Here is a 26,970-nt window from a genome sequence, read left to right as displayed (position 1 = left end):
CTCCCAGGGTCGGGACGACCTCCGGGTTCGCGCAGTGCAGGAGCGGCTCGCCGCGCAGGAACCGGCCCGCCTCGCCCGCCACGATCCGCGCCGCCTTGTGGGCGACCTGGCGGCTGGCGCCGGCGATGTGCGGGGTGAGGACCACTCCGGGGGTGCTCAGCAGGCGGGCGCCGGCCGGGACGGGCTCCACGGGGAATACGTCGAACCCGGCTCCCGCGAGCTGTCCCGCGTCCAGGGCGTCGCAGACGGCCTCGTAGTCCAGCAGCGCCCCGCGGGCGCAGTTGACCAGCACCGAGCCTCGCGGCATGGCGGCGATCTGTGCCCGGCCGATCATGCCCTTGGTCTCGCCCGTGACACGGGCGTGCAGCGAGACGATGCGGGAGCGGCTCAGCAGCTCGTCCAGGGTGACGAGTTCGGCGATGCCCTCCACGGCCTCGGGCTTCACGTAGGGGTCGTGGACCAGGACGGTGGCGCCCATGGCGACCAGGACGCTCGCCACGCGGGAACCGATCGCGCCGAAGCCCACCAGGCCGACGACCGATCCGTCGATCTCGATGCCGCAGTTGTCGTAGTCGTAGTAGTCGCCCCGCCAAGTGCCGTGCCGGAGGTCGGTGTGGACGTCGCCGAGGCCCCGGGCCGCGGCGAGCAGCAGGGCGAGGGTGTGCTCCGCCGTGGCGACGGCGTTGCGGCCGGGGGCGTAGCAGACGGCGACCTTGTGCCGGGTCGCGGCGGCGAGGTCGGCGTTGACGGGACCGCCGCGGCTGACGCAGTACAGCTCCAGTTCGGGGCAGGCCTCCAGCACACGCTCGGTCAGCGGGGCCAGCTGGGTGACACAGATCCGGGCGCCGCGCAGCGCCTCGATCATCTCGTCCTCGGTGCCGGAGGCCTCGTCGACCTCGGCGACCGGGCCGAAGGGCGTGTGCGGCCAGGGAAGTCGCAGCTCCCGTACGTCGAGGTCGGCGTCGGGGGCGGCGGCGCGCAGTTCCTGGCCGAGCAGGCCGGGCAGGACGAAGTGGTCGCCGGCGGCGAGGACGGTGGTGGTCACGGTGGTGCTCCAGTCGGTGGGGGTCAGTGTGCGGGCAGGGCGGTGGCGGGGGCGTTGAGCCTGAGCAGGGAGGCCCGGCCCGCCCGTAGGCGCAGTTCGGTGAGGGCGCCGTTCTCCAGGGCGGGGAAGACCTGGCGGTAGCGGGACAGGGGGATGCCGAGGAGCTCGCACAGCACCAGCCGTACGAGGGTGGAGTGGGCGACGACGAGGACGCGCCCGTCGGGCAGTTCCCGCTCGGTCTCCTCCAGGCAGGCGATGCCGCGGGCGGCCGCCTCGGCGGGGTCCTCCCCGCCGGGCAGGTGGTGGGCCACCGGGTCGTCGAGGAAGGCGGCCAGCTCGTCGGGGAACTCCTCGGCCATCTCGGCGCGGGTCAGCCCGTCGCCGCGGCCGAAGTCCACCTCGTACAGCCGTTCGTCGACGCGTGGGAGGAGGCCCAGCGCGGTGGCGGCGGGTTCGGCGGTGAGGCGGGCCCGGGACAGGGGCGAGCAGAGCACCGCGTCGAGCCGCTGTCCGGCGGCCCAGGCGCCGAGGGTGGCCGCCTGTTTGTGGCCGAGTTCGGTCAGCGGCACGTCGGTGCGGCCGGCGTAGCGGTTCTCCGCGTGCCATGCGGTCTCGCCGTGGCGTACGAGGACGAAGTCGGTCACTGCTCGGCCTTTCCGCGGGCGTGCTCCGCCACGGCCGCGTCGAGCAGGCCGCGCCGGGTGAGTTCGTCGACGAAGTCGAGGTAGACGGGGGTGTACCGGGCCGTGTGCGCCGGGTCGGGACGGATCTCCTCGCGGACGCGCACCATGGCGGCCGCGGCGTCCTCCAGGGGGGTGCCGGCGGCGGTCGCGGCGAGCACGGCCATGCCGGTGGCGCTCTCGGCGTGTTCGGGGAGGGCCGCCGTGCGGCCGAGGACGCCGGCGCGCAGCCGGTTCCAGTAGGGGTTGCGGGCGCCTCCGCCGGTGAGGGTGAGCGGGCCGTCGACGGGTGCGCCGATGTGGTCGAGGTAGTCGAAGCAGAGCCGTTCGACGCAGGCGACGCCGAGCAGCAGGGCGTGGAACTCCTCGGCGGCGCCCGCGGGGTCGCCGAGGGTGAAGGGGGCGGCGTCGGGGGCGCGGAAGGGGAAGCGTTCACCGCCCGGCCCGGCGAGGGGGTAGATGACTGCGGTGGATCCGGTCGCGGCGGCCGCGGCGGTCAGGGCGTCGAGGTCGGCTCCGGGGAAGCGTCCGGCGAGGGCTCCGGCGCCGCTGCTGGAGGCGCCGCCGGGGAGCCAGGTGCCGCCGGGGCCGCGGTGGCAGTAGACCACTCCCCCGGGGTCCCGTACGAGGTGGGGGCTGGCTCCCTTGAGGACGAGGGTGGTGCCGAGGACGGAGTTCCAGGCGCCGGGGGTCAGGGCTCCGGCGCCGATCTGGGCCGCGCAGCCGTCGGTCATGCCCGCGACGATCGGGGTGCCGGCGGGGATGCCGGTGGCTGTGGCCGCCGCGGCGCAGACGGTGCCGATGACCGTGCCGGGCGGTACGACGTCCGGGAGGAGGCCGGCCGGTACCCCGAGCGTGCCGAGTTCGGCGTCGGGCCAGCGGTCGTCGATCAGGTGGTAGCCCGTCTTGAGGGCGTGGCTGGCGTCGCTCGCGAGCTGTTCCCCGGCCAGCCGCCAGGTGATCAGGTCGGCCTGGTGCAGCAGCCGGGCGTCCGGGAAGTCGGTGTTGTCGAGCAGCCAGAGCAGTTTCGGCAGGGCCCAGGACGGCTGCATGGAGCGGTAGCCGAGCTCCCGCCAGACCGGCTCCCCCAGGGTGTTGACGCGCCCGGTGTACGCGCGGGCGCGGACGTCGTCGTACATGAGGCCGGGGGTGAGGGGCCGGCCGTCGGGGTCGGCGAGGAGGATCGTGCCGGAGGTGGCGTCGACGGCCAGGCCCCGGACGCGTTCGGGGGCGATGCCGGTGAGGGCTTCGCGGCAGGCGGCCGCGAGGGCGGACCACCACTGCTCGGGGTCCTGTTCGTGGCGTGGGCCGTCGCGGTGGCCGGTGAGCGGGCGGGACGCGGCGGCCAGCAGCCGGCCGGTGCTGTCCAGGGCGACGGCCCGGGCGCTCTGGGTGCCGAGGTCGAGGCCGAGGTGGACGGCGTCCGTGGAGTCAGACATGCGGGGCTTTCTGTGCGGAGGTGGGGGCGGGCGCCCAGCCGAGGGAGCGGGCGGCGCCGCGCCAGGTGAGGAAGGAGTCGTAGAGCTCGTCGTAGAGGGCGCGGCGCTCCGGGTCGGGTTCCCAGCGCGAGCGCATGCGGACATATGTGTCGGCCGCGGTCCGCATGCTGCTCTCGGCACCGCTGAGGACGAGCCCGGTGAGGAAGGCGCCCTTGGCCCCGAGTTCGGTGTCGGAACTGCGGGCGGTGGGGACGCCGGTGACGTCGGCGATCAGCCGGCACCACTCGTCGCTGGCGGACCCGCCGCCGCACAGACGCAGTTCGTGGACGTCGGTGCCGGAGGCTCCGAGGCAGTCGCGCACGACGAGCGACAGACCTTCGAAGACGGCGCGGGCGAGGTGGGCGGGCGAGTGGTCCAGGGAGAGCCCCCAGAAGCTGCCGCGTGCGCGGGGGTCGAGGAAGGGGGCGCGCTCCCCGGCGGGTGAGAGATAGGGGAGGAAGGCCAGCCCGCCGGCTCCCGGTTCGGCCCCGAAGGCGAGCCGGCCGAGGCCGGCCGGGCCGTCGGTGCCGAGCGTGCGGGAGGCCCAGTCCAGGACTTCGGTGCCGGAGAGGGTGGGGAAGGCGCGCAGGATGCGGCCCCGGCCCCGGTAGGCGATGTTGATGCCGCACGGCTCGCCGGTGGTGTCCACCTCGCCGGTCACGATCTCGGTGCAGAGCGTGGTGCCGAGGATGCCGCAGGCCTGGCCGGGCTCGACGGCTCCGGCGCCGCGCGCGGTGGCGGCGATGTCGTACGGGGCCATGACCACGGGCAGCCCGGCGGGCAGCCCCAGCTCACCGGCGGTGCGTGAGGTGATCTCGGCGATCCGCTCGTTCTCGCCCAGGACGTCGGGAAGCAGGCGGCGGGCCCACGCCAGTCCGAACAGGTCGAGCACGGCGGGGTCGTAGTCCCCGGTCGTGTGATCGAGGAAGGGCGCCGACGCGTCCGACTCGTCGATGGCCGTGACGCCGGTGAGCTTGAGGAACAGCCAGCCGGCCGCGGTCAGTGCCGTGCGGGAGCGCTCCAGGCGTCCGGGGTCGTGCTCGGCGAGCCAACCGATCACGGCGTTCGGCATTCCGCTGCAGGTCAGGGAGCCGTTGCGGCGATAGGCCTCCTCCAGGACGCCGTCGGCGGCCCAGCGAGTCAGCAGGTCCCCGGCCCGCCCGTCGGACCAGAGGATCGCCGGGCCGGTGGGGCGGCCGTCGCCGTCCACGAGCCAGCAGCCGTCCCCCTGGGCCGTGAAACTCACGAGCCAGACCCGGTCGTGGTCCGGACCCAGCTGGGAGAGGGCGCTGCGCACGGTGAACACGACGCCGTTCCACACGGCGTCCATGTCCTGCTCGGCCCAGCCGGGTCGGGGCCGCAGCACTTCCGTACCGATGCGGGAAAGCGCTGTTTCCCGGCCCTGGTCGTCGAATACGACGGCTTTGATGACCGATGTGCCGACGTCGATGGTGAGAACCGACATGACTCGAATTACCTGCCCCTTCGCAAAGGCCGTGCCACCGGACCGGACGCATGGCCGGCTCGCGGACGACAGCGAAACGCGCCACCCGGCGGAGCGTCAATCGGCCCGGGAATTATCCCGCGGCCCGGCGCGACCGCCGTGTGAGATCGGCCCGTGCGGTGGCTCCGCCCGGCGGCGACGTGCCGCTGTCGTGTTAAGTTCACGTGAGGTTCACATCACACGTTCCCGCCCCGCCCCCGCGCCTGTCCACCCCGCGCGGGGGAGTGAACCGGAAAGGAGAGGCGGCATGACCCGTATGGACGCCCAGGAGGAACGCCGGCGCAGGCTGCGCGACCTGGTGACCGACAAGGGGTTCGTGCGCACCTCGGAGCTGGCGGAGGAGTTCGGCGTCAGTGTGATGACGATCCACCGCGACCTCGACGCGCTGCAGTCGCAAGGGTGGCTGCGCAAGGTGCGCGGCGGGGCGAGCTCGCTGCCGTCGACGCAGTTCCACGGCAGCGTCAGCGAGCGCATGACCACGATGGCGCAGACCAAGCACCGGCTGGCGCGGGCCGCCGCCGAGCTCCTGGCGCCGGGCCAGATCGTGATGCTGGACGACTCCACGACGTGCCTGAGCCTCGCGCAGCAGATGACCGATCACACACCGCTCACCGTGATCACGAACTCGCTGCCCGCGGTGTCGGCGCTGGCCAGGGAGCCCGGGGTGTCGCTGATCGCGCTGGGCGGCACGTACTTCCCGGCGTACGACGCCTTCATGGGGCTGCACACGGCGCACAGCGTCGAGTCGTTCCGGGCGGATGTGCTGTTCATGTCGACGACGGCGGTGACCGGGGGCCGCTGCTACCACATGTCTCCGGAGACGGTGCAGGTCAAGCGGGCGATGATGGCTTCGGCGGCGCGCCGGGTGCTGCTCATCGACCATACGAAGTTCGCCAATCAGGGCCTGTACGCGCTGGCGCCGCTGACCGACTTCGACCTGGTGCTCGTGGACGACGCGGCACCGGCGGGCGAGGTGCGGCGGCTGCGTGACACGGGTGTCGACGTCCGCACGGTCGACACCGGGCAGTGAGCACGGACCGCCGTCCCGCGCGCGGATCACACGTGAACGTCACACTCTCTTAACTCGGGCTTCGTCGGCCAGTCGGCCACGGGCAATCCACTGACCTGCGCCGATCTCACCGTCACAGCGGCGGGGCGAGGCGCTTCAAGGTCGATTTCACGCCACGGCCGGCTCTCACCGCGGGGTATTTCTCCCGCGCATTGACGCCCATGTCACACGGCCGTTTCATCGTGACGCCTTGGCGCTCCACTTCCCGACCTGACGAAAAAGGTGGTTCTCGTGGCCGTCGTTCTGGACCCGTCGTCCTCCGCCGCGGAAAAGCCCGGCGAGCACTGGCTCGATCGGATCGGCATTCCCAAAACACTCGCCTGGGGTTTTCTCGGTGTCCTGATCTTCATGATCGGTGACGGTGTCGAGTCCGGCTATCTGTCGCCGTATCTGCTGGACGAGGGAATGTCCAAGGAGCGGGTGGCGCTGCTGTTCAGCGTCTACGGCGTCACCGCGAGCATCGCCGCCTGGTTCTCCGGGGCGCTGTCGGACCTGTGGGGTCCGCGCCGCGTGATGATGCTCGGCCTGGGCCTCTGGGCGGCGTTCCAGGTGGTCTGCCTGGTCTTCGCGGTACCGGCGGTCGACTTCGGCCTGCTGCTGATCAGCTACGGTCTGCGCGGGTTCGGCTATCCGCTGTTCGCGTACGGCTTCCTGGTGTGGGTGACGGCCGTGACGCCGAAGCGCCGGCTCGGCTCGGCGGTGGGGTGGTTCTGGTTCGCGTTCACCGGTGGCCTGCCGACGCTGGGTTCACTGGTCGCCAGCTTCGCGGTGCCGCGGTTCGGCGCGTACAGCACGCTGTGGCTCTCGCTCGGCCTGGTGGTGGCGGGCGGTCTGATCGCGTTGCTGCTCGTACGCGAGGAGACCGGCCGCAAGCGGCTCGCCCCCGCCGGGGAACGCCCGGTCGCCACCCTGCTCGGCTCGCTGGCCATCATCTGGCGGAACCCCCGGATCGGCGCGGGAGCGCTGGTGCGCACCATCAACACGGCGCCGCAGTTCGGCTTTCTGGTCTTCCTCCCGGTCTTCTTCACCGACACGCTCGGCTTCTCGCTCAGCGAGTGGCTGCAACTGCTGTCGGCGATGTTCGCGACCAACATCTTCTTCAATCTGATCTTCGGGGTGGTGGGCGATCGGATCGGCTGGCAGCGGACCGTCGCCTGGTTCGGCGGTGTGGGCTGCGCGGTGACCACCCTGCTGCTGTATTACGGCACGGTGTCGGCCGGGGACAACTACGCCCTCGCCCTGGTGCTGGTGAGCCTCTTCGGCGCGACGCTCGCGGGCTACGTTCCGCTGTCCGCGCTGATGCCGTCGCTGGACCCGGCGCACAAGGGGCAGGCGATGTCGGCACTGAACCTGGGCGCGGGGGCCAGCACCTTCGTGGGCCCGGCACTGGTGGGTCTCTTCCTCGGTCCGCTCGGTGTCCCGGGCGTGATGTGGATCTTCGCCGTGCTGTATCTGGCGAGTGCGGTGATGGCGTTCTTCCTCAAGCTCCCCGGGTACTCGTCGGACCCCGGCCCGGCACGGCGGGCGGAGAGCGATTCCCCGGAGGCGTGAGATGAGCGAGCAGACTCCCTCCCAGGCGGAGGGCGGACGGGACCCGGGCAGGGACCGGCGCGCCAGGTCCGGCCGGCCCGAGGGCCGTGGCCGCGACGAGCCGGCCCGAGAGGCTCCGGCCCGGCCGGAGGACGGACGCCGGCAGGTCCCCAAGCCGGGACCGGGGCCGGTGCGCCGCAAGGACCTGGGCTGACATCGGACACGACGCGGGGGAAGGCCCCCGTACGCGAACGGCGTACGGGGGCCTTCCTGTGTTGCCGCCGTGCGTCAGTCCTGCTGGGCGCCGGCCGGCAGGGACCGCAGCTGCATGCTGCGCGCGGTGGTCGAGCCGAAGCCGAAGTCGAGCAGCTTCGCCGCGTCGTTGTAGCGGTCGGTGCCGTTGAGCACCACACCGACGTACGTCTTCGTGCCGCGCGTGGCGGCGAAGACGAGGCAGGGGCCCGCGGCGGTGCCGGTGCCGGTCTTGATGCCGACGGCACCGCTGTAGGAACCCAGCAGCTTGTTGGTGTTGTACCAGGTGTACGTGCGGGTGCCGCCCGTGCTGGTCGTCGCGGTCGTCTTGTACGAGGTGGCCTTGACGACGTTGCGGAAGGCCGCGGAGCTGAAGGCGTGGCGCGCCAGCTTCGCGAGGTCCCACGGGGTGGTGTAGTTGTTCCCGGTCGTCGAGATGCCGTCGAACGAGTCGAACTTGGTGTTCTTCAGGCCGAGCTGCGTCGCCTTCGCGTTCATCTTGCCGATGAACGACTTGGTGCGGGCGGCGCTGGTGGTACCGGTGCCGAACGCGTCGGCGAGGGCGTACGAGGCGTCGCAGCCGGACGGCAGCATCGTCGCGTACAGCAGCTGGCCGACGGTCAGCTTGTCACCGGTCCGCAGGTCGGCGGTGCTGGCGCCGTTGCGGACCACGTAGTCGCGGTACTCCTGCTTGACCGTCACCTTGCGGTTGAGGTCCACACCGGGCGTGGTGAGCACGACGATGGCCGTGACCAGCTTGGTGGTGCTGGCCATCTGGCGGCGTGTGTCGTTGGCCTTGCCGTAGATGGGCTTGGCGTCGGCCTGGTCGAGCAGGAACCCGCCCTTGGCGCTGATGCTCGGGATCGGCACGGCCGCCTGGGCGGGCGCCGCAAGCGGCGACGCCGTCAGGAGCAGACCGCTCGCGGCAACCAGCGTGGCGGCTCTGCGCACGCCTCTCTTGGTTGATATCAAAGAAAACGCTCCGAGTTCGCAAATGCGTCGAAACGGGACCGCCAGAAGAGGCGGCCCCGATACGAGACTCGTGAGACGGCCGCAAGGATGTACGGCCGGGGAACCCAATTGCGTCCCGAGGCGCTCCGGTCCGCGGCGGTGTCCCGCCTCCGCCGGCGGCCGTATGCCCCGGTTCCCGAAGTGGCCCAGCCCCAAGGAACTCAAGTGTCCCAGGGCATGGGCCACTGGGGGCTCTAGGTTGAGGTCGTCCCCCTCCCCTCGCCTGAGGAGCCGTCATGTCCCCGAGGTTCTTCCCCGCCGCCGGGCCGACCCGGCGCCTCGCGCTCGCCCAGCTGGTCAACTCCGTGGGCGACGGCGCCTATTACGTCTGCTCGGCGCTGTACTTCGCACGGGTCGTGGGCCTGTCGGCGGCCCAGATCGGACTCGGCCTGACCGCCGCCTGGGCCATCGGCGCGGTCGCCGGTGTGCCGCTCGGGCACGTGGCGGACCGGCGCGGGCCGCGCGGTACCGCGGTGCTGCTGGCGGCGGCCACGGCGGTCTCGGTCGCCGCCCTTCTCCTCGTCCGGTCCTTCGGGCTCTTCCTGTTGGTCGTCTGTGTCTACGCGACAGCCCAGTGCGGGCTCGCCGCGGCCCGCCAGTCGCTCCTCGCGGCGCTGGTGCCGCCGGGCGAGCGCACCGGCGTTCTGGCGCACCTGCAGTCGACGGCGAACGCCGGTCTGGCGGTGGGCGCGGCCCTCGGCGCGGTGGCGCTGCACTTCGGCACGGCCGGCGCGTACCTCGCGGTGCTCGGGGTGGACGCCGTGGCGTTCGGACTGTGCGCGCTGCTGCTGTGGTGGCTGCCGGCCGCGCCGGCCGTCACCGTGGATCCGCCCGGCGGCGGCGTGGCCGGGCGGCGCGGCAGGAAGCTCGCCGTGCTGCGGGACCGCCCCTACGCCCTGGTCACGTTCCTCAACATGGTGATGCTGCTGCGCATGCCGCTGATCAGCCTGGCGATCCCGCTGTGGGTGGTCCAGCGCACGGCGGCACCGGGCTGGACGGTGTCGGCGCTGCTGATCCTCAACACCGCCGCGGTGATGCTCTTCCAGGTGCGTGCGGCGTCGGCGGTGACCGGTCTGCCGAGCGCGGTGCGCACGGTGCGGTCGGGCGGCGCGATGATGCTGGCCTCGTGCGCCGTGTTCGCGCTGTCCGGGGTGGTGGGCGGTCCGGCGTGGACGGCGGTGGCGGTGCTCCTGGCGGCAGCGGCACTCCAGGTGTGGGGCGAGATGCGGCAGTCGGCAGGGGCCTGGCAGATCGCCTTCGACCTCGCGCCGGCCGGGCGGCAGGGGCAGTACCAGGGCTTCTTCGGCACCGGTGTGCCGGTGGCGCGGATGCTGGGGCCGGTCCTGCTCACCGCGCTGGTCCTCACCTGGGGCGTGCCGGGCTGGCTGCTGCTGGGCGGTCTGTTCCTCGGGGCGGGCCTCGCCGTGGGACCTGCGGTGCGCTGGGCGGAACGTTCCGGGTCCAGGCCGCTGACCTGCGACGATGCCCCGCCCGTCGAAGCCGTGCGGACCGCGCGGGCTTAGTCCGGGATCAACGGGGAACCCGGCGGACCAGCGCGGGCCCCCACGCCGGAGAGCGGCGCAGGGAAGCGCCCCGCTCTGATGTCTGCGAGGAGTAGCCGTGAACGTGACCAGAGCTCGCGAGGAGGAGGCCGGGGAGGCGCCGGCGCCGCTGGGGGGTGAGCCGGATGTGCGGGCTGAGTGGTGAGATCCGGTTCGACGACAGGCGGCCCGATCTGGCGGCGGTCGAGCGGATGACCGATCGGCTTGCGGCCCGCGGGCCCGACGGCCGGGGCATGTGGTCGCAGGGCCCGGTGGCACTGGGCCACCGCCGACTGAAGATCATCGACCTGTCCGAGCGCGGCGCCCAGCCGATGGCCGACCCGGAGACCCGGCTGACCGGGGTCTTCAACGGGTGCGTGTACAACTACCAGGCGCTGAGGGAGGAGCTGCGGGCCCGCGGGTACCGCTTCTTCTCCACGTCGGACACCGAGGTGCTGTTGAAGGCGTACCGGGAGTGGGGCACCGACTGCGTGAACCACCTGATCGGGATGTTCGCCTTCGTGATCGTGGAGAACGACTCCGGTCGTGTGGTGCTGGGCCGCGACCGGCTGGGCATCAAGCCGCTCTATCTGGCCCACTCCCCCGGCAGGCTGCGCTTCGCGTCGACGCTGCCCGCGCTGCTGGCCGGCGGCGGCGTGGACACCTCCCTGGACCCGGTGGCGCTGCACCAGTACCTCAGCTGGCACGCCACGGTGGCGGCCCCGCGCACGGTGCTGAACGGGGTCCGCAAGCTGCCCCCCGCGACGGTGCGGGTGATCGAGCCGGACGGCAGACACCAGGACCACCGCTACTGGCGGCCGGAATACACGCGCCGCCCCGAACACGCGGGAATGGACGCGGCCGACTGGCGCGACGCCGTGCTGGACGCGCTGCGGACCGCGGTGCGCCGCCGCATGGTGGCCGACGTGCCCGTCGGGGTGCTGCTCTCCGGCGGCCTGGACTCCAGCCTGATCGTGGCGCTGCTCGCCGAGGAGGGCCAACGGGATCTGGCGACGTTCAGTGTGGGCTTCGAGGCCGAGGGCGGCGAGGAGGGCGACGAGTTCGCGTACTCCGACCTGGTGGCCCGGCTGTACGGCACCGAGCACCATCAGCTCATGGTCCCCTCCGACCGGGTGTCGACCGCCCTGGACGGCGCGATCGCGGCCATGAGCGAGCCGATGATCAGCCATGACGTGGTGGCGTTCCATCTGTTGTCCGAGCTCGTCTCCAAGGAGGTGAGCGTCGTGCAGAGCGGCCAGGGCGCGGACGAGGTGTTCGCGGGCTACCACTGGTACCCCGCCATGGCCGCCGTGCCGCGGGAGCGGGAGCCGGAGACGTACGCGGAGGTGTACTTCGACCGGCCGCACGCCGATCTGGCGCGGATCCTGCAGCCGCACGCGCTCCACGGCGACGACGTGTCGGGCCGGTTCGTCGCCGAGCACATGGCGGAGCCGGGCGCCGAAACGGCCCTGGACGCCGCGCTGCGGCTGGACGCCGAGGTGATGCTGGTCGACGACCCGGTCAAGCGGGTCGACAACATGACCATGGACTGGGGCCTGGAGGCCCGGGTCCCGTTCCTCGACCACGAGCTGGTGGAGCTCGCCGCCGCCTGCCCTCCGGAGCTGAAGCTCGCACAGGGCGGCAAGGGCGTGCTCAAGGACGCCGGGCGGACCGTACTGCCCCGTGACGTGGTCGACCGGCCCAAGGGCTACTTCCCCGTGCCGGCCATCCGCCACATGGCGGGTCCCGTCCTCGAACGGGTGCGCCAGGCCGTGACCGCACCCGAGGCCAGGGCGCGCGGGATCTTCCGGGAGGAGTACATCGCCGAGCTGCTCGCGGCCCCCGACGAACACCGTACGAAGCGCGGGGCGAACGCCCTGTGGCACGTAGCGTTGCTGGAGATATGGCTGCAGACGCACGGAATCAGCTGACCGAGGCCGCGGCGGCGGCCCCCGTACCCGTTGTGCTCGCCGACGCGGCGGGTCTGCGGGACACGCCCCAGCCGCTGATCTCGCACGGGTGCTGGTACCCGTCGGCGGATCCGGCGGGCGAGTACGTGGCCTTCATCTGCGACCGCACCGGGGTGCCGCAGCTCTGGACGGGCCGGTCCGGCGGCGGTGATCTGCACCTGCTGGACACCGACCCCGATCCGGTGACCGAGGTGTCCTGGTCGCCCGACGGCCGCTGGATCGCGTACACCGTGGCCCCGGGCGGCGGCGAGCACAGCCGGGTGCTGTGCGTACGGCCGGACGGCACGGGACGGCGGATCGTGGCGGGCGCGGACTCCGGCACGTCGGCGTACCTCGGCTGCTGGGCTCGCGACGGCTCCACGGTCGCCGTGACGGTCGCCGAACCCCCCTCCCCCCACCGGGACCCCGAGCCCGGTCTGGTGGAGCTGCCCCCCGGCTGGGCGGACCGGGACGGCACCGCCACGCTGCTGGGCGGTGCGCACCACGGTGTCGTGGGGCGGCCCACGCCGGAGGGACCGGCCGGGGCGAGCGACCGGCTGGCGGCCTATCTCGTCGATCCGGAGGGTGCCGCCTCGCCCGTGCTGCTGGCCAGGGAGACGGGAGCGGCGACACTGCGGGTGTGCGACCTGAGCGAGGACGGCGGCCTCGCTCTCCTGCGCCGGGGCCCCCGGGGCCGGCGCGAGGCCGTGGTGCTGCGGACGGCGGACCTGGGGACGGCCAGTGTGCTGCGGGTCGCGGACGGGGATCCCTGGATCGGCCGGTTCTCCCCCGACGGCCGTCTGCTGTGGCTGCGCAGCGATCACGACCGTGAGTTCGCCGCCCTGCTGGTGGCCGCGCTGGACGCGGACGGCGACCGCACGGCCCTGTGGGTCGCGGCCGAACGGGAGGGCTGCGACCTGGAGTTGCTGTCGTTCGCGGAGGGCGGCCGGACGGCCGCGCTGGCCTGGAACGTGCGCGGCGCGAGCGAGCTGGAGACGGTCCCCCTGCCCACGCCGGAGCAGGAACCGGAGCCGGTGGCCCGTGCGGACGGGGCCGCTCCCATGGACGGCACTCCGGTGAGTCTCCCGGTCGCGTCCCACCGATCCCCGGGTGACCTGGCCCAGGGGCTGGCGGTGCACCCCGGTCCCCCCGCGGGGACGGCCGCTCTCGCGACGGCCGTGCGGGAAGACGCGGACACGGCGGCCGCTGCCCCTCTCGACGGAGCGCCCGGCCTCACGCTCACGTCCGCGGCAAGCGCGCCGGTGACCGGCCCGGTGACGGCCGGGGCTCCCCTGCCCGAGTGGTGGGAGGCCACCCTGACGGAGGTGGAGCCCCCGCCCGTGCTCGGGCCGGCGCGGCGTGTGGAGCTGCCGCACGAGGTGGTCACCCGGATCGCCCGGTCCGGGCCGGCCGGCCTGGTGCTGGCCCTCTCGGGTTCGCAGCGGCGGCCCGGGGTGTGGTGGCTGCCGGGCGCGTCGTCGCCCGCACGTACGCCGTGGTCGTCCCGCGACGAGGACGCCGTGCCACCCGGACGGCCGCCGGTGCGGCCGGTTCCGCTGCGACCGCCGGCCCGCGACGGGCTGCGGCTCGGCGGCTGGTACTACCGGGCCCCCCGGCCCGGCCCCGATCTTCCCGCGCCGTGCGTGATCCATCTGCACGGCGGTCCCGAGGAACAGGAGCGGCCCGTGTTCGAGCCGCTGTACCACGAGCTGCTGGGCCGCGGTCTGGACGTGTTCGCCCCGGACGTGCGGGGCTCGTCGGGGTGGGGACGGTCGTTCGTGGACTCCGATCTCGGCACGGGGCGGTTCGCGGCCATCCAGGACGTCGCCGACTGCGCGGCCTACGCGGTCCAGACGGGGCGGGCCGATCCCGGGCGGCTCGCGGTGATGGGCCGTTCGTACGGCGGGTACCTGACGATGGCTTCGCTGGTGTGGCACCCGTTCGTCTTCCGGACCGGCGTGGCGGTCTGCGGGATGTCGGACTTCGCGACGTTCTTCGCGGAGACCGAGCCCTGGATCGCGGAGTCGGCCGCGTACAAGTACGGCCATCCGGAGCGCGACCGGGAGCTGCTGCGGACGCTGTCCCCGATGAGCCGCATCGACGAGTTGCGGGTGCCGCTCCTCGCGGTGCACGGCGAGCACGACACGAACGTGCCGCCGGGCGAGTCGGAGCAGTTCGTGCGCGCGGCGCGGGAGCGGGGGTACGAGGCGGAGCTGCTGACGCTGCGGGACGAGGGGCACGAGTTCCGGCGGGCGGACAACCGGCGGCTGTTCCGGCGGACGGCCGCGGACTGGATGGAGCGGCATCTGCTCGGCTGACCAACTGCACACCCCGGCTATATATGCATAAAGTGACATCAGTTGAGCATTCCGTACCCAAGGGGCCGGAACCGGTGCCCGGAGGATCTGGAGGCGTGGTCACATGATCCCTTCGCTCGCCTCGTACGCCGTGGTGGTTCCCACCATCGGCCGGCCCTGTCTCGTGGACTGTCTCTCCGCCCTCGCCGCCAGTCAGGGGCCCGAGCCGCACCGCATCGTGCTCGTCGACGACCGCCCCGGACGGCGGGGCGAGGAGCTGCCGGTCGCGGCGCTGGGCGAGCTCGCGGACCGGGCGATCGTGCTGCGCAGCGGCGGGCGCGGACCCGCGGCGGCCCGCAACACCGGGCTGCGTGCGGTGGACGACCCGTGGACGGTCCTTCTCGACGACGACGTGCGGGTGAGTGCCTTCTGGCGCGAGCAGCTGGTGCGGGACCTGGCGGAGGCCTCCCCCGACACCGGAGGTGTGCAGGGCGTCCTGGAGGTGCCGCTCCCGGCCGACCGGCGGCCCACGGACTGGGAACGGAACACCGCCGGGCTCCAGGACGCCCTGTGGGCGACGGCCGACATGGCGTACCGGACGGTGGCGCTCAGGGCGGTCGGCGGGTTCGACGAACGCTTCCCCCGGGCGTTCCGGGAGGACGCGGACCTGGCTCTGCGGATCATGGACGCGGGATGGCGGATCGGGCGCGGCGAACGGCGCACGCAGCATCCGGTACGGCCCGCCGACCGCTGGGTGTCGCTGCGGGTGCAGCGGGGCAACGCCGACGACGCGCTCATGCTCCGGTTGCACGGCCCCGGCTGGTGGGAACGGGCTGCCGCCCCGCGCGGGCGCATCCGCCGGCACGCGGCGATCACCGCGGCGGGGTTCGCCGCGCTGGCGCTGACCGCGGCCGGGCGCAGAAGGGCGGCGGCGGTCGCCGCGGCCGGCTGGGCGCTGGGGACGGCCGAGTTCGCCCGGGCGCGGATCGCGCCCGGCCCCCGCACGGCGGACGAGCTCCTCACCATGGCCGTGACCAGCGCGCTGATCCCGGCCGTCGCCACCTGGCACCGGGTCAGCGGCGAGCTGCGTCACCGAAGTGCCGGACGCTGGGAGGGCAGTGGCGTATGACCCGCCCGGCGGCTGTGCTCTTCGACCGGGACGACACGCTCGTCGAGGACGTCCCGTACAACGGCGACCCGGACCGGGTCCGGCCGATGCCGGGGGCCCGCGAGGCGCTGCGGCTGCTGCGGGCGCACGGCGTGGCCGCCGGTGTGGTGTCCAACCAGTCGGGCATCGGCCGGGGGCTGCTGAGCGAGGCGGAGGTGCGCGGGGTCAACGCCCGGGTCGAGGCGCTGCTGGGGCCGCTGGACGTGTGGGTCCACTGCCCCCATCTGCCGGACGACGGCTGCGGGTGCCGCAAGCCGGCCCCGGGACTGGTCCTGGAGGCGGCGCGCCGGCTCGGCGTGCGGCCGGAGGCGTGCGTGGTGATCGGCGACATCGGCGCGGACATGGGTGCCGCCCGGGCGGCCGGCGCGCGCGGGCTGATGGTGCCCACGGAGCGGACCCTGGCGGACGAGGTGGCGGCCGCGCCGCGGGTCTTCCCGGACCTGCTGGCGGCGGTGCGCCACGCGCTGGACGAGCCCGGCCCGCGGAAGCGGCCCCGATGAGGGCGCTGGTCGTCCGCCTGGACTCGTTCGGGGACGTGCTGCTGGCCGGGCCCGCCGTGCGGGCGGTCGCGCACCGGGCCGACCGCGTGACGCTGCTGTGCGGTCCGCGCGGGGCCCCGGCGGCCGGTCTGCTGCCCGGCGTCGACGAGGTGCTGGTGTGGGAGGCGCCGTGGGTGGGCTTCGACCCGCCGCCGGTGGACCGGGCCGGGGTCGACCGGCTGGTGGACCGGGTGGCGGATCTCCGTCCGGACGCGGCGCTCGTCCTGACGTCCTTCCACCAGAGCCCGCTGCCCGCCGCGCTGTTGCTGCGCATGGCGGGCGTCCGGCACATCGCCGCCGACAGCGTGGACTTCCCGGGGGCCCTGCTGGACGTGCGGCACCGGCGCGCTCCGCGCGCCCACGAGGCGGAGGCGGCCCTGGATCTCGCGGAGGCGGCCGGATTCCCCCGGCCGCCGGGCGACGACGGGCGGCTGCGGGTGCGGCACGCCCCGGACGCCCCCGAGCTGACCGGGCGCGGGCCCTATGTGGTGGTGCACCCCGGTGCCACGGTGGCCGCCCGCCGCTGGAGTCCCGAGCGGTGCGCCCAGGCGGTACGGCTGCTGGCCGGTGCGGGCCACCGGGTCGTGGTGACGGGCGGCCCGGACGAGCGGGAGCTGACCGCGCTCGTCGCGGGCCGTGACGGGCTGGACCTGGGAGGCGGGACGGAGCCCCCGCAACTCGCGGCGGTGCTGGCGGGAGCGGGCGCCGTCGTCACCGGCAACACCGGCCCGGCACACCTCGCCGCCGCCGTGGGCACACCGATCGTCTCTCTGTTCTCCCCGGTCGTCCCGGCCGAGCGCTGGGGCCCGTACGGTGTGCCGCACGTACTCCTCGGTGATCAGCGGGCCCCGTGCGCGGGCTCCCGCGCCCGGGTCTGCCCGGTGCCCGGCCATCCGTGCCTCGACGAGGTGACCGCCGAGGACGTGCTGGCAGCGGTGGAGAAGCTGCTGGAGGAGCCGTCGTGACGTCGCGGCTGCTGGTGCTGCGGGCGCTCGGCCTGGGCGACCTGCTGGCCGGGGTGCCCGCGCTGCGGGCGCTGCGGCGAGCCTTCCCGGCGTACGAGATCGTGCTGGCCGCGCCGGGGGAACTGGCCCGGGCGGCGGCCGCCACGGGCGCCGTCGACCGGCTGCTGCCCGCGTCGGCACCCGGCCGGGCGGTGCCGCGCACACTCGACTGGACGGGGCCGCCGCCCGAGGTGGCCGTCGACCTGCACGGCAACGGACCGCCCAGCCACCAGTTGCTGCAGCGGCTGCGCCCCGGGCGGCTGATGGCGTTCGCACACCCGGACACGCCGGAGGTCGACGGGCCGGAGTGGACCGCCGCCGAGCACGAGCGGGACCGCTGGTGCCGGCTGCTGGAGTGGTACGGCGTTCCCGCGGACCCGTCCGATCTCCGCCTGGCCGCGCCCCTGCAGGCCTCCCCGGCGCCGGGTGCGGTCGTCGTGCACCCCGGCGCCGACTCGGGCGCGCGCCGCTGGCCCGCCGAGCGGTACGCCGCGGTCGTACGGGGTCTCCTGCGGCGGGGTTACCGCGTGGCCGTCACCGGTGGGCCCGGTGAGGACGCGCTCCTGGCCCGCGTGGCCGGGACCGGGACGGCGGAGCCGGACGGCCCGGACGTCTTCCGCGGCGGGCTGCCGTTCGACGAGCTCGGCGCGCTGATCGCGGGCTCCTCGGCCGTGGTCAGCGGCGACACGGGCATCGCCCATCTCGCGGTCGCCCACGGCAGACCGTCCGTCACGCTCTTCGGACCCGTCGCCCCACGCCTGTGGGGACCTCCGCCGGGCACCCGGCACGTGGCGCTGTGGCATCCCGGCCCGCCCGGCGATCCGCACGGCGCGGAACCGGACCCGCTTCTGCTGCGCATCCAGCCGGACGACGTACTGAAGGCCGTCACCGGCCATCCCGGAGTACCGCGCCCCGCCCCCGGGCACGGCGCCGTCCTCGGCGCCACACGGGATCGGCCGACCGGATGATTACGGTGGTCAGCGCGTCCTTCGCCGGTTCGTACCGACTGTCGGGGGTACTCGCCGGCACATGATCACCGTTGGGGTCGAGGAAGAGTACCTGCTGCTCGATCCGGTCACCTGCCTGCCCGTGCCGCTCGCGGATCCGGTGCGCGCGGCGGCCGGTCTGGAACCGATCGTCGACGACCAGGAGGTCCAGAGCGAGCTGCTCCAGGCCCAGGTCGAGGTGGCCACGCCCGTGTGCACGGACCTCGACGAGGTCGGCGGCCACCTCCTGCGCCTGCGCCACGCTCTGGGCAGCGCCGCCGAGAAGAACGGCTGCCGCATCGCCGCCTGCGCCACCGCCCCCTTCCGGGAGACGGCGCCGGTACCGGTGACCCAATCGGCCCGCTATCTGGCGATGCGCTCCCAGGCTCCGCAGCTGGTCGCCGAACAGCTGGTCAACGGCATGCACGTGCACGTGGCCGTGCCCGACCGGGAGGCCGGTGTCGCCGTGCTGAACCGGATCCGCGTCTGGCTGCCCACGCTGGTGGCCATGTCGGCGAACTCCCCCCTGTGGGACGGCCACGACACCGGCTTCGCCAGCTGGCGGACCGTGATCTTCGGCCGCTGGCCGGTGAGCGGGCCACCACCGCGGTTCTACGGCCTCGACGACCACCAGCGGCGCATCGGGACGCTGGTGGACTCCGGGATCATCAGCGACACGGGCCAGCTCTACTGGGAGGCCCGGCTCTCCGAGCGGTTCCCCACGGTCGAGGTGCGCTGTCTCGACGTACAGCTGCGGGCCGACAACGCGGTGATGTTCGCCGGCCTCGTCCGGGCCATGGTCGACACGGCCCTGCGGGACGAGAAGGCGGGCGCCCCGGTGCCGGAGTGCACCCCGGAGCTGCTCCAGGCCTCGAACTGGCACGCCGCCCGGTTCGGCCTGAGCGGTCTGCTCGTGGACCCGGACGGCCGTTCCCGCCGGGCCGGCGACGTCCTGGCCCAGCTGATCGACCACCTGACCCCGGCTCTGGAGGACTCCGGCGACACCCGGGAGGTCACCTCCCTGGTGCACCGGCTGCTGCAGCAGGGAACGGCGGCCGATCTGCAGCGGCGCGCGCTGGAGGAGGGCGGCATGCCCGCGCTCGCCGAGCTGCTGATCACGGAGACGGTAGCGCCCTGAAGGCGCCGCCCTCACCGTCCGTGACCACTCCAACGGCGTACACCACCGCGCCCTCCGCCCCCGTTCGGCCCAGTCTGGACGAGGGCTCGTAGGGGCTCCAGGGGGGCGAGGTCACGTCGTTCGCGATCCGCACCGTCACGAGGAGCTCCGATGAACAACGCCTTCCCGCGCAGCTGGGAACACGCCGTCGTCACCGGCGGCGCCGGCTTCGTCGGTTCCCATCTGTGCGCCGCGCTGCTGGACGCGGGCGCGGCGGTCACCTGCGTCGACGACTTCAGCACGGGCCGCCCGGAGAACGTGTCCGCGCTGCGGGACCGTCCGGGGTTCGCCCTGCTGGAGGCCAACGTCGCGGAACCGTTCACGGTCGGCCGCCCGCCCGATCTGGTACTGCACTTCGCCTCCCCGGCGTCGCCCGCCGACTACCTGCGGCTGCCGCTGCACACGCTGGAGACCGGCAGCCTCGGCACCCGGAACGCGCTGGCGCTCGCGCACCGCTCCGGTGCCCGCTTCCTGCTCGCCTCGACGTCCGAGGTGTACGGCGACCCGCAGCAGCACCCGCAGAACGAGCGCTACTGGGGCAATGTGAACCCGGTCGGGCCGCGCAGCGTGTACGACGAGGCCAAGCGGTTCGGCGAGGCGCTGACGACCGCGCAGGCGGAGGCGCACGGCACCGACGCCGGGATCGTCCGGCTGTTCAACACCTACGGCCCGAGGATGCGCGGCCACGACGGCCGGGCGGTGCCCACCTTCGTCCGGCAGGCGCTGGCCGGTGAGCCCCTCACGGTCACGGGCGACGGCCGGCAGACCCGGTCCCTGTGCTACGTCGACGACACCGTCCGCGGCGTTCTCGCGGCGGCGGCCCACGGGCTGCGCGGTCCGGTGAACATCGGCAACCCGGACGAGATCACCATGCTCGACCTGGCCCGGCTGGTCATCGAACTGACCGGCTCCCGTTCCGAGATCCGCTTCATCGAGCGGCCGACGGACGACCCGGCGGTGCGCTGCCCGGACATCACCCTGGCGCGCGACAAGCTCGGGTGGGAGCCGCGCGTGGCCGCCGAGGAGGGCCTGCGCCGGACCATCGCCTGGTTCCGCGCCCACCTGGACGGCACGTCCTGAGCCTCCGGCTCCCGAGCGGCCGGCGCCCGGCCGGCGCCTCCTGAGCACCGCCCTCTCCCCCACTCGCCGAAAGGCCAGGACCCCATGCGCATTCTCGGAATCAACGCACTCTTCCACGATCCGGCCGCCGCGCTGGTGATTGACGGACGGACCGTCGCCGCCGCGGAGGAGGAACGTTTCTCCAGGCGCAAGCACGGGAAACGGCCCGTGCCGTTCTCCGCCTGGGAACTGCCCGAGATGGCCGCCGCGTGGTGTCTGAAGCGGGCGGGGCTGCGCCCGCAGGACCTCGACGCCGTGGCGTACTCCTACGACCCCGAGCTGGCCCGTCCCGCCGACACGATGGGGCTGGACGACCCGTGGGACCCCCTGCGGCAGACGTACGCGCGTGAGGCACCCGGCTTCCTCAAGGCGGCTCTCCCGGGCCTCGACCCCGCCGTCGTGCGGTTCGTGCCCCACCACATGGCGCACGCCGCGTCCGGGGCCTTCGCAGCGGAGGGCGCCGACACCTCCTCGGTGCTCGTCCTCGACGGGCGCGGCGAGCGCGCCTCGCACCTCGCGGCGCGCCGGGTCCACGACCGTCTGGAGGCGCTCCACGCCCAGGAGCTGCCGCACTCGCTGGGCCTCGTCTACGAGGAGCTCACCGAGCACCTCGGATTCCTGCGCTCATCGGACGAGTTCAAGGTGATGGCGCTGGCCTCCCACGGCCGGCCGCGCATGCGGGACGAGCTGCGCCGGTACGTGTACCCGACGGGCGACGGCGGCTTCCACGCCACCGGGGTGCCGTGGCACGAACTGTGCCCGCCCCGGGGCGCCGACGAGGCATGGACCCAGGACCACGCGGACGTGGCCGCCAGCGCGCAGGCCGTCCTGGAGGAGACACTGCTCGATCTGGTGCGCTGGGTGCACGGCCAGACCCACGACACGCTGCTCACCATGGCGGGTGGTGTGGCCCTCAACTGCGTGGCCAACTCCCGGATCGCCCGCGAGGGGCCCTTCTCCCGCGTGTGGGTGCAGCCCGCTGCCGGTGACGCGGGCACCGCGCTGGGCGGCGCGCTGCTGCTGGCGGCCGGCGGCGGGGACGGTCCGGAGCCGATGAACGGTGCCGACCTGGGCCGGGACTGGACCGACGCGGAGCTGGGGGCCTGGCTCAAGACGGCCGCCGTGCCCTTCGACCGGCCGGCGGACATCGCCGCGACCGTCGCAAAGGCACTGGCCGGCAACCAGATCGTCGCGTGGTTCCAGGGGCGGGCGGAGTACGGGCCGAGGGCGCTCGGCCACCGCTCGCTGCTGGCACACCCGGGCCACGCGGGCAATCTGGAACGCCTCAACGACGTCAAGGGCCGGGAGCAGTTCCGGCCGGTCGCGCCGATGGTGCTCGCCGACCGGGCCCGGGAGATCTTCGACGGCCCGCTGCCCAGCCCGTACATGCTGTTCGTGCACGACGTGGCGCCGGAGTGGCGGGAGCGCATCCCGGCCGTCGTCCATGTCGACGGCACCGCGCGCATCCAGACCGTGGACCGGGCGGCCGAGCCGCTCGTGGCGCGCATGCTGGGCGAGTTCGAGCGGCTGACGGGCCTCCCCGTGGTGGTCAACACCAGTCTGAACACGGCCGGACGCCCCATGGTGGACGACCCGCGCGACGCCCTGGAGTGCTTCGGGTCGTCGCCCGTCGACCTGCTGGCCATCGGCCCGTACGCGATCCGGCGCGGAGACTTCTTCCGCTCCGACGACACCGACGACGCCGCCCGCTGACGCCCCCGGAGGCAGCCCCGCCCGACGCGGCGGCCGCCTCCGGACAACGCCGAGTCCACCGGGCCACCGGCCCCGCCGACCCGACATCCAGCCGAACCGCCGAACCGCCGGACCGCCGGACCGCCGGACCGCCGAACGCCGACCGCCGACCGCCGACCGCCGACCGCCGACTCCATCGACGCCGCTGACGCGAGGAGCGACCCATGAACATCCTGCTGTGGCACGTGCACGGCTCCTGGACGACCGCCTTCGTCCAGGGCCCGCACACCTACCTCGTGCCGGTCACACCCACCCGGGACGCGGACGGACTGGGCCGCGCCCGGACCTTCTCCTGGCCGGACTCGGTGCGCGAGGTCTCCCCCGGACAATTGCGGGAGGAGCCGGTCGACCTGGTCGTGCTCCAGCGCCCCCACGAGCAGGAGCTCGCCGAGCGATGGCTGGGCGGGCGGCGCCCCGGCCGCGATGTGCCGGCCGTCTACCTGGAGCACAACGCACCGGACGGGAACGTGCCGGACACACGCCACCCGTGCGCCGACCGCACCGACCTGACGCTGGTGCACGTCACCCACTTCAACCGGCTGTTCTGGGACAACGGCGGGGTCCGCACCGCAGTGGTCGAGCACGGCATCGTCGACCCCGGTCACCAGTACACCGGACAGATCGCGCGTGCCGCCGTGGTGGTCAACGAGCCGGTCCGGCGGGGACGCCACACCGGCACCGATCTGCTGCCCGCGCTGAGCGAGGCGGTGCCCCTGGACGTGTTCGGGATGCGCACGGCGGGCCTCGCCGCACATCTCGGTCTGCCCGAGGACCGGTGCCGCACCGCCGACCTTCCGCAGCGCGAACTGCACACCGCGATGGCCCGGCGACGGCTGTACCTGCACCCGGTGCGCTGGACGTCGCTGGGGCTCTCCCTGCTGGAGGCGATGCACCTCGGCATGCCGGTCGTGGCGCTGGCCACGACCGAGGCGATCGAGGCCGTGCCGCCCGGCGCGGGAACGCTGTCCACCCGGCCCGAGGTACTGGCGCGCGCCGCACAGCGGTACCTGCACGAGCCCGAGGCGGCCGCCGAGGACGGCGCCCGGGCCCGCCAGGCCGCACTCGAACGGTACGGGCTCAAGCGCTTCCTGAACGACTGGGAGCGCGTGATGACGGAGGTGCGCTCATGACATCCCTCGGCCCCATCGACCCCCGCGACGGCCACGGCACCGGCTCGCTCGGCATCGCGCTCGTCTCGGAGCACGCGAGCCCGCTCGCCGCCCTGGGCGGCGTGGACGCGGGCGGCCAGAACGTCCATGTCGCGCGCCTGGCCGGCGCCCTCGCCGACCGGGGCCACCGGGTCACGGTCTACACCCGGCGCGACGCCCGCGACCTGCCGGAGCTCATACCCCTGCGGCCGGGGGTCGAGGTGCACCATGTGCCGGCCGGCCCTCCCGGGCCCGTCCCCAAGGACGAACTGCTGCCGTACATGCCCGCGTTCGGCCGCTGGCTGGCCCACGCCTGGCGGGCACGCCCTCCCGACGTGGTGCACTCCCACTTCTGGATGTCGGGACTGGCGTCCCTGCCGGCGGCCCGGGAGCTGGGTCTTCCGCTGGTGCACACGTACCACGCGCTGGGCACGGTGAAGCGGCGGCACCAGCGGCACGCCGACACCAGCCCCCCCGCCCGGATCGCCTGCGAGACCGAAGTGGGCATGGGCTGCGACCGGGTGATCGCGACCTGCCACGACGAGGTCTACGAGCTGAGCCGGATGCACATCAGCCCCGACAAGGTGAGCGTCGTGCCGTGCGGTGTGGACACCGAGCAGTTCTCCCCCGACGGCCCCGCGGCCGAGCGCGACGGCGACCGGCGCCACCGGCTGGTCCAGCTGGGCCGGCTCGTGCCCCGCAAGGGCGCCGCCGTCTCCATCACGGCGTTGCGCCGGCTGCCCGGCGCGGAACTCCTCCTGGTCGGCGGCCCCCCGGCGGAACTGATCGCGCACGACCCCGAAGTACGCCGGCTGCGCGACATCGCCCGGATGGCCGGGGTCACCGAACGCGTCCGGTTCACCGGCGGGGTGCCCAGTGACGCGGTCGCGCCGCTGCTGCGCAGTGCCGACGTGGTGCTCTGCCCGGCGGACTACGAGCCGTTCGGCATCGTGCCGCTGGAGGCCATGGCCTGCGGCCGGCCGGTGGTGGCCAGCGCGGTGGGCGGCCAGCTCGACACGGTCGTCGACCCGCTCACCGGACGGCTGGTGCCGCCCCGCGACCCGGACGGGCTCGCCGTCGCGGTGGGCGAACTCCTGGCGGACCCGGAGCAGCGGGCGGCGTGCGGAGCGGCGGGCCGCCGCCGGGTGCTCAGCCGCTACGACTGGACGAGAGTCGCCGCGGCCACCGAAGCGGTGTACGCGGCGGTGCTCGCCGCCCGGCCCGCGGCCGCCGAGGCCCTCTGATCCCGCTGCCCCGGCCCGTCAGCCCCCGGCCCCCGGCCCCGGACCCGCCCGGTCGTCCCCGACACCCGAAGGAGGTGCGGGCCCCGCCCGTTCCGACGTCCCGTCGTCCCCTCGGACCCGGTCGAACGCGGCACGCCCGAACGCCATGACGGATTCCACAGTTCCCCTCGCACTCGACGCGGCGCGGCGGCACTGCCAGTCGCTGCAGGACGCCCTCGGCCGGTTCCGGCGGCAGAGCCTGGAACAGGTCGTACAGTGGGGCGCCGAGCTGGCCGCCGTGCTCCCCGTGGGCGGACGGCTGCTGGCGGCAGGCAACGGCGGCAGCGCCGCCCAGGCCCAGCACCTCACGGCCGAACTCGTCGGCCGCTACCAGCGGGAGCGTCCCGCCCACTCGGCCATCGCGCTGCACGCGGAGACGTCCAGCATGACCGCCATCGCCAACGACTACGGATTCGACCAGGTGTACGCACGCCAGGTGTCGGCCCACGGCCGCCCCGGCGACGTACTCGTCCTGCTGTCCACATCAGGCCGCAGCGTCAACCTCATCGCCGCCGCCGCGACCGGCCGGGCGGCAGGACTGCGGGTGTGGGCGATGACCGGCCCCGGTCCGAACCCCCTGGCCGAGGCCGCCGACGAGGCCCTGTGCGTGGACGCCGACTCGACGGCGACCGTGCAGGAAGCCCATCTGGTCGCCGTGCACCTGCTCTGCGAGTGCTTCGACCTGGCCGCCGCGCGGCCCGCCCGGGCCCCCGGGGCGACGCGCGCCGTCGCCGCCGCACCCCGGAGGATGTCATGACCGCCGAGCATGTCATGACGACCCGTCAGCCGCTGGTGGTGGTCGGCGACGTCCTGCTGGACGAGGACGTCGAGGGCGTCTCCACCCGGCTCGCCCCGGACGCTCCCGCACCCGTCGTCGACGTCACCGGCGACCGGCGCCGGCCCGGCGGCGCGGGGCTGGCCGCCACACTGGCGGCGCGCGACGGGCGGGACGTGGTGCTCGTGACCGCGCTCGGCGACGACCCCGCCAGCGAGGCGGTACGCCGCTCCCTCAGCGGCCGGGTCCGGCTGGTGGAGCTTCCCCTGCACGGCACACTCCCGGTCAAGACCCGGGTACTGGCGAGCGGCCGCCCCCTCGTACGGATCGACCGCGGAGGCGGCGACCCCGGCGAACCGGACGACCTCGTGCGCGACACCCTCGCCCGGGCCCACGCCGTACTCGTCGCCGACTACGGGCGGCACACCGCACGCGCGGTCCGCGATCAGCTGGCTGCGGTCGCCCCCCGGGTGCCGGTCGTGTGGGACCCCCATCCCCGAGGCGACCCACCCGTGCCCGGCACCCGGATCGTCACCCCCAACGCCCGGGAAACCCTCGCCCTGAGCCCCGGCGACGGCGACGGCCCCGGCGGCGGCGGCGGCGAATCACTGCGCGCGTACGCCGAGCGGGGCGCCGAACTCGCCGAACGCTGGCGAGCGGCGGCCGTGGCCGTGACGCTCGGCGAGCGCGGAGTCCTGCTGACCCGGCCCGGCGCGGGAACACCGATGCTCGTCCCGGCGCCGTACCGGGCGGACGGCGACCCCTGCGGAGCCGGCGACTGCCTCGCCGCCGCGACCGCCGCTGCGCTGGCGGACGGCGCCCTGCCCGAAGAAGCGGTACAGCGGGCCGTGGCCGAAGCCGCCGCGTTCGTCGCCGCCGGCGGCGCGGGGAACCCCGCGCTGTGGCGCACACCGCGGCTGTCCCCGGCACGGGTCGAGTCCCGGACGTCCCGGACCGTCCCCGCGTCGGACGCCTTCGCGCTCGCGGAACGGATCCGGGCACGCGGAGGCACCGTCGTGGCCACCGGCGGCTGCTTCGACCTGCTGCACGCGGGCCACGTCGGCCTGCTGGAGAGCGCCCGCCGCATCGGCGACTGCCTGATCGTGTGCGTCAACTCCGACGCGTCGGTCGCCCGCCTCAAGGGCCCGGGCCGCCCGCTCAACCCGGTCGCCGACCGCACCCGCGTCCTCGCCGGGCTCGGCAGCGTCGACGCCGTGGCCGTCTTCGACGGCGACACCCCGGCGGAACTGCTGAACCGGCTGCGGCCGGACGTGTGGGTGAAGGGCGGCGACTACTCCGCGGAGGACCTCCCGGAGGCGGAGGTGCTGCGCGCGTGGGGTGGCCAGGCGGTCGTCCTCCCCTACCTCGACGGCCGCTCCACCACGCTCCTGGCCCGCCGCGCCGCCCAGTCCACGCCCGGCCCCGGCGCCTGAGCCCCGCGGGTGCGGTGCCTGCCGGCGGGTGGGCCTGCCCCTCACGGTGCGCGTTCGGTGCCTGCCGGCAGGTGGGGGTGCCCCTTCCGGGTGCGGGTGCGGTGCCTGCCGGCGGGTAGAGCCGCCGCCTTCCGGGCGCGTGTCCGGTGCCTGCCGGTGAGTCCCCTGCCCCTTCCGGGCGCGCGTGCCGTGCCTGCCGGCGGGTGGGGGTGTGGCCCCTCCGGGCTCGG

22 protein-coding genes are annotated in these 26,970 nt (G+C 74.3%); 17 read left to right on the top strand and 5 right to left on the bottom strand.

The genetic code is table 11. The features are described 5' to 3' along the window. From ACY34K_RS32600 to ACY34K_RS32585, 4 genes are all read right to left on the bottom strand, one after another. Positions 1–1,045, bottom strand: a 1,045-nt coding sequence (locus ACY34K_RS32600; RefSeq protein WP_462753652.1) for a 2-hydroxyacid dehydrogenase, incomplete at its 3' end; no start/stop codon positions are given. Positions 1,046–1,068: 23 nt separating this feature from the next. Beyond that, complete coding sequence (locus tag ACY34K_RS32595) at positions 1,069–1,689, bottom strand: histidine phosphatase family protein (RefSeq protein WP_462753650.1); 621 nt, start codon at positions 1,687–1,689, stop codon at positions 1,069–1,071. Next, the gene (locus tag ACY34K_RS32590; RefSeq protein ID WP_462753648.1) at positions 1,686–3,164 is read right to left on the bottom strand and encodes an FGGY-family carbohydrate kinase; all 1,479 of its coding nucleotides are present in this window, start codon (positions 3,162–3,164) and stop codon (positions 1,686–1,688) included. Before ACY34K_RS32590 ends, ACY34K_RS32595 begins: the two co-directional genes overlap by 4 nt. Continuing rightward, a complete protein-coding gene (locus ACY34K_RS32585; RefSeq protein WP_462753646.1) occupies positions 3,157–4,668 on the bottom strand; it encodes an FGGY family carbohydrate kinase in 1,512 nt (503 codons plus the stop codon). The genes ACY34K_RS32590 and ACY34K_RS32585 overlap by 8 nt, the downstream gene beginning before the upstream one ends. A gap of 286 nt (positions 4,669–4,954) precedes the next feature. Here ACY34K_RS32585 and ACY34K_RS32580 point away from each other — a divergent pair, with 286 nt between their 5' ends. The 3 genes from ACY34K_RS32580 to ACY34K_RS32570 all read left to right on the top strand — a co-directional run bounded on the left by ACY34K_RS32580 (position 4,955) and on the right by ACY34K_RS32570 (position 7,520). After that, complete coding sequence (locus tag ACY34K_RS32580; protein WP_462753644.1) at positions 4,955–5,737, top strand: DeoR/GlpR family DNA-binding transcription regulator; 783 nt, start codon at positions 4,955–4,957, stop codon at positions 5,735–5,737. A 270-nt stretch (positions 5,738–6,007) separates the two neighbouring features. Next, positions 6,008–7,327: an MFS transporter gene (locus tag ACY34K_RS32575; RefSeq protein WP_462753642.1), complete on the top strand. Its 1,320-nt coding sequence runs from the start codon at positions 6,008–6,010 to the stop codon at positions 7,325–7,327. A 1-nt stretch (position 7,328) separates the two neighbouring features. Continuing rightward, complete coding sequence (locus tag ACY34K_RS32570) at positions 7,329–7,520, top strand: hypothetical protein (protein ID WP_462753640.1); 192 nt, start codon at positions 7,329–7,331, stop codon at positions 7,518–7,520. A 74-nt stretch (positions 7,521–7,594) separates the two neighbouring features. On the opposite strand, the gene ACY34K_RS32565 is transcribed toward ACY34K_RS32570, so the two are convergent. Continuing rightward, positions 7,595–8,509: a D-alanyl-D-alanine carboxypeptidase family protein gene (locus ACY34K_RS32565; protein ID WP_462753638.1), complete on the bottom strand. Its 915-nt coding sequence runs from the start codon at positions 8,507–8,509 to the stop codon at positions 7,595–7,597. A gap of 296 nt (positions 8,510–8,805) precedes the next feature. Between ACY34K_RS32565 and ACY34K_RS32560 the strand changes: the two genes are divergently transcribed. From ACY34K_RS32560 to rfaE2, 14 genes are all read left to right on the top strand, one after another. Continuing rightward, on the top strand, positions 8,806–10,092 hold the full coding sequence (locus ACY34K_RS32560; protein WP_462753636.1) for an MFS transporter: 1,287 nt from the start codon (positions 8,806–8,808) through the stop codon (positions 10,090–10,092). A gap of 164 nt (positions 10,093–10,256) precedes the next feature. Beyond that, a complete protein-coding gene (locus tag ACY34K_RS32555) occupies positions 10,257–12,041 on the top strand; it encodes an N-acetylglutaminylglutamine amidotransferase (protein ID WP_462753634.1) in 1,785 nt (594 codons plus the stop codon). Beyond that, a complete protein-coding gene (locus ACY34K_RS32550; protein WP_462753632.1) occupies positions 12,014–14,377 on the top strand; it encodes a S9 family peptidase in 2,364 nt (787 codons plus the stop codon). The genes ACY34K_RS32555 and ACY34K_RS32550 overlap by 28 nt, the downstream gene beginning before the upstream one ends. Positions 14,378–14,480: 103 nt before the next feature. Then, positions 14,481–15,485, top strand: a complete 1,005-nt coding sequence (locus ACY34K_RS32545) for a glycosyltransferase family 2 protein (protein ID WP_462753630.1) — start codon at positions 14,481–14,483, stop codon at positions 15,483–15,485. Further along, positions 15,482–16,024, top strand: coding sequence for a D-glycero-alpha-D-manno-heptose-1,7-bisphosphate 7-phosphatase (locus tag ACY34K_RS32540; RefSeq protein ID WP_462753628.1), 543 nt, complete (start codon positions 15,482–15,484; stop codon positions 16,022–16,024). The genes ACY34K_RS32545 and ACY34K_RS32540 overlap by 4 nt, the downstream gene beginning before the upstream one ends. Further along, positions 16,021–17,028, top strand: a complete 1,008-nt coding sequence (locus ACY34K_RS32535; RefSeq protein ID WP_462753626.1) for a glycosyltransferase family 9 protein — start codon at positions 16,021–16,023, stop codon at positions 17,026–17,028. Before ACY34K_RS32540 ends, ACY34K_RS32535 begins: the two co-directional genes overlap by 4 nt. Further along, positions 17,025–18,035: a glycosyltransferase family 9 protein gene (locus tag ACY34K_RS32530; RefSeq protein WP_462753624.1), complete on the top strand. Its 1,011-nt coding sequence runs from the start codon at positions 17,025–17,027 to the stop codon at positions 18,033–18,035. The genes ACY34K_RS32535 and ACY34K_RS32530 overlap by 4 nt, the downstream gene beginning before the upstream one ends. Before the next feature lie 61 nt (positions 18,036–18,096). Further along, a complete protein-coding gene (locus ACY34K_RS32525; protein ID WP_462753622.1) occupies positions 18,097–19,191 on the top strand; it encodes a carboxylate-amine ligase in 1,095 nt (364 codons plus the stop codon). A gap of 150 nt (positions 19,192–19,341) precedes the next feature. Further along, positions 19,342–20,310, top strand: coding sequence for a UDP-glucuronic acid decarboxylase family protein (locus ACY34K_RS32520; RefSeq protein WP_462753620.1), 969 nt, complete (start codon positions 19,342–19,344; stop codon positions 20,308–20,310). An 84-nt stretch (positions 20,311–20,394) separates the two neighbouring features. Then, positions 20,395–22,062 (top strand): carbamoyltransferase family protein, encoded by a 1,668-nt coding sequence (locus ACY34K_RS32515; protein WP_462753618.1) that lies wholly within the window; start codon positions 20,395–20,397, stop codon positions 22,060–22,062. Between the two features lie 203 nt (positions 22,063–22,265). Further along, positions 22,266–23,231, top strand: a complete 966-nt coding sequence (locus ACY34K_RS32510) for a glycosyltransferase (RefSeq protein WP_462753616.1) — start codon at positions 22,266–22,268, stop codon at positions 23,229–23,231. After that, positions 23,228–24,493 carry a glycosyltransferase gene (locus tag ACY34K_RS32505; protein ID WP_462753614.1) on the top strand — a complete coding sequence of 422 codons (1,266 nt, stop codon included), beginning with the start codon at positions 23,228–23,230 and terminating at the stop codon, positions 24,491–24,493. The genes ACY34K_RS32510 and ACY34K_RS32505 overlap by 4 nt, the downstream gene beginning before the upstream one ends. Positions 24,494–24,638: 145 nt before the next feature. Continuing rightward, on the top strand, positions 24,639–25,289 hold the full coding sequence (locus ACY34K_RS32500; protein ID WP_462753612.1) for a D-sedoheptulose-7-phosphate isomerase: 651 nt from the start codon (positions 24,639–24,641) through the stop codon (positions 25,287–25,289). A 14-nt stretch (positions 25,290–25,303) separates the two neighbouring features. Then, complete coding sequence (gene rfaE2, locus ACY34K_RS32495) at positions 25,304–26,740, top strand: D-glycero-beta-D-manno-heptose 1-phosphate adenylyltransferase (protein WP_462753654.1); 1,437 nt, start codon at positions 25,304–25,306, stop codon at positions 26,738–26,740. Positions 26,741–26,970: the final 230 nt, after the last annotated feature.

This window comes from Streptomyces sp. STAM6 (genome assembly GCF_054963715.1).
The sequence above is the reverse complement of the archived record's forward strand: the minus strand, read 5'-3'. Positions and strand labels throughout refer to the sequence as shown.

Excerpts from the sequence above, each read along its gene's own strand:
- ACY34K_RS32580 (WP_462753644.1), top strand. The coding sequence starts at position 4,955 with ATGACCCGTATGGACGCCCAGGAGGAACGCCGGCGCAGGCTGCGCGAC.
- ACY34K_RS32560 (WP_462753636.1), top strand. The coding sequence starts at position 8,806 with ATGTCCCCGAGGTTCTTCCCCGCCGCCGGGCCGACCCGGCGCCTCGCG.
- rfaE2 (WP_462753654.1), top strand. The coding sequence starts at position 25,304 with ATGACGACCCGTCAGCCGCTGGTGGTGGTCGGCGACGTCCTGCTGGAC.
- ACY34K_RS32590 (WP_462753648.1), bottom strand. The coding sequence starts at position 3,164 with ATGTCTGACTCCACGGACGCCGTCCACCTCGGCCTCGACCTCGGCACC.
- ACY34K_RS32545 (WP_462753630.1), top strand. The coding sequence starts at position 14,481 with ATGATCCCTTCGCTCGCCTCGTACGCCGTGGTGGTTCCCACCATCGGC.
- ACY34K_RS32500 (WP_462753612.1), top strand. The coding sequence starts at position 24,639 with ATGACGGATTCCACAGTTCCCCTCGCACTCGACGCGGCGCGGCGGCAC.
- ACY34K_RS32540 (WP_462753628.1), top strand. The coding sequence starts at position 15,482 with ATGACCCGCCCGGCGGCTGTGCTCTTCGACCGGGACGACACGCTCGTC.
- ACY34K_RS32555 (WP_462753634.1), top strand. The coding sequence starts at position 10,257 with ATGTGCGGGCTGAGTGGTGAGATCCGGTTCGACGACAGGCGGCCCGAT.
- ACY34K_RS32510 (WP_462753616.1), top strand. The coding sequence starts at position 22,266 with ATGAACATCCTGCTGTGGCACGTGCACGGCTCCTGGACGACCGCCTTC.
- ACY34K_RS32585 (WP_462753646.1), bottom strand. The coding sequence starts at position 4,668 with ATGTCGGTTCTCACCATCGACGTCGGCACATCGGTCATCAAAGCCGTC.
- ACY34K_RS32535 (WP_462753626.1), top strand. The coding sequence starts at position 16,021 with ATGAGGGCGCTGGTCGTCCGCCTGGACTCGTTCGGGGACGTGCTGCTG.
- ACY34K_RS32550 (WP_462753632.1), top strand. The coding sequence starts at position 12,014 with ATGGCTGCAGACGCACGGAATCAGCTGACCGAGGCCGCGGCGGCGGCC.
- ACY34K_RS32570 (WP_462753640.1), top strand. The coding sequence starts at position 7,329 with ATGAGCGAGCAGACTCCCTCCCAGGCGGAGGGCGGACGGGACCCGGGC.
- ACY34K_RS32505 (WP_462753614.1), top strand. The coding sequence starts at position 23,228 with ATGACATCCCTCGGCCCCATCGACCCCCGCGACGGCCACGGCACCGGC.
- ACY34K_RS32520 (WP_462753620.1), top strand. The coding sequence starts at position 19,342 with ATGAACAACGCCTTCCCGCGCAGCTGGGAACACGCCGTCGTCACCGGC.
- ACY34K_RS32525 (WP_462753622.1), top strand. The coding sequence starts at position 18,097 with ATGATCACCGTTGGGGTCGAGGAAGAGTACCTGCTGCTCGATCCGGTC.
- ACY34K_RS32515 (WP_462753618.1), top strand. The coding sequence starts at position 20,395 with ATGCGCATTCTCGGAATCAACGCACTCTTCCACGATCCGGCCGCCGCG.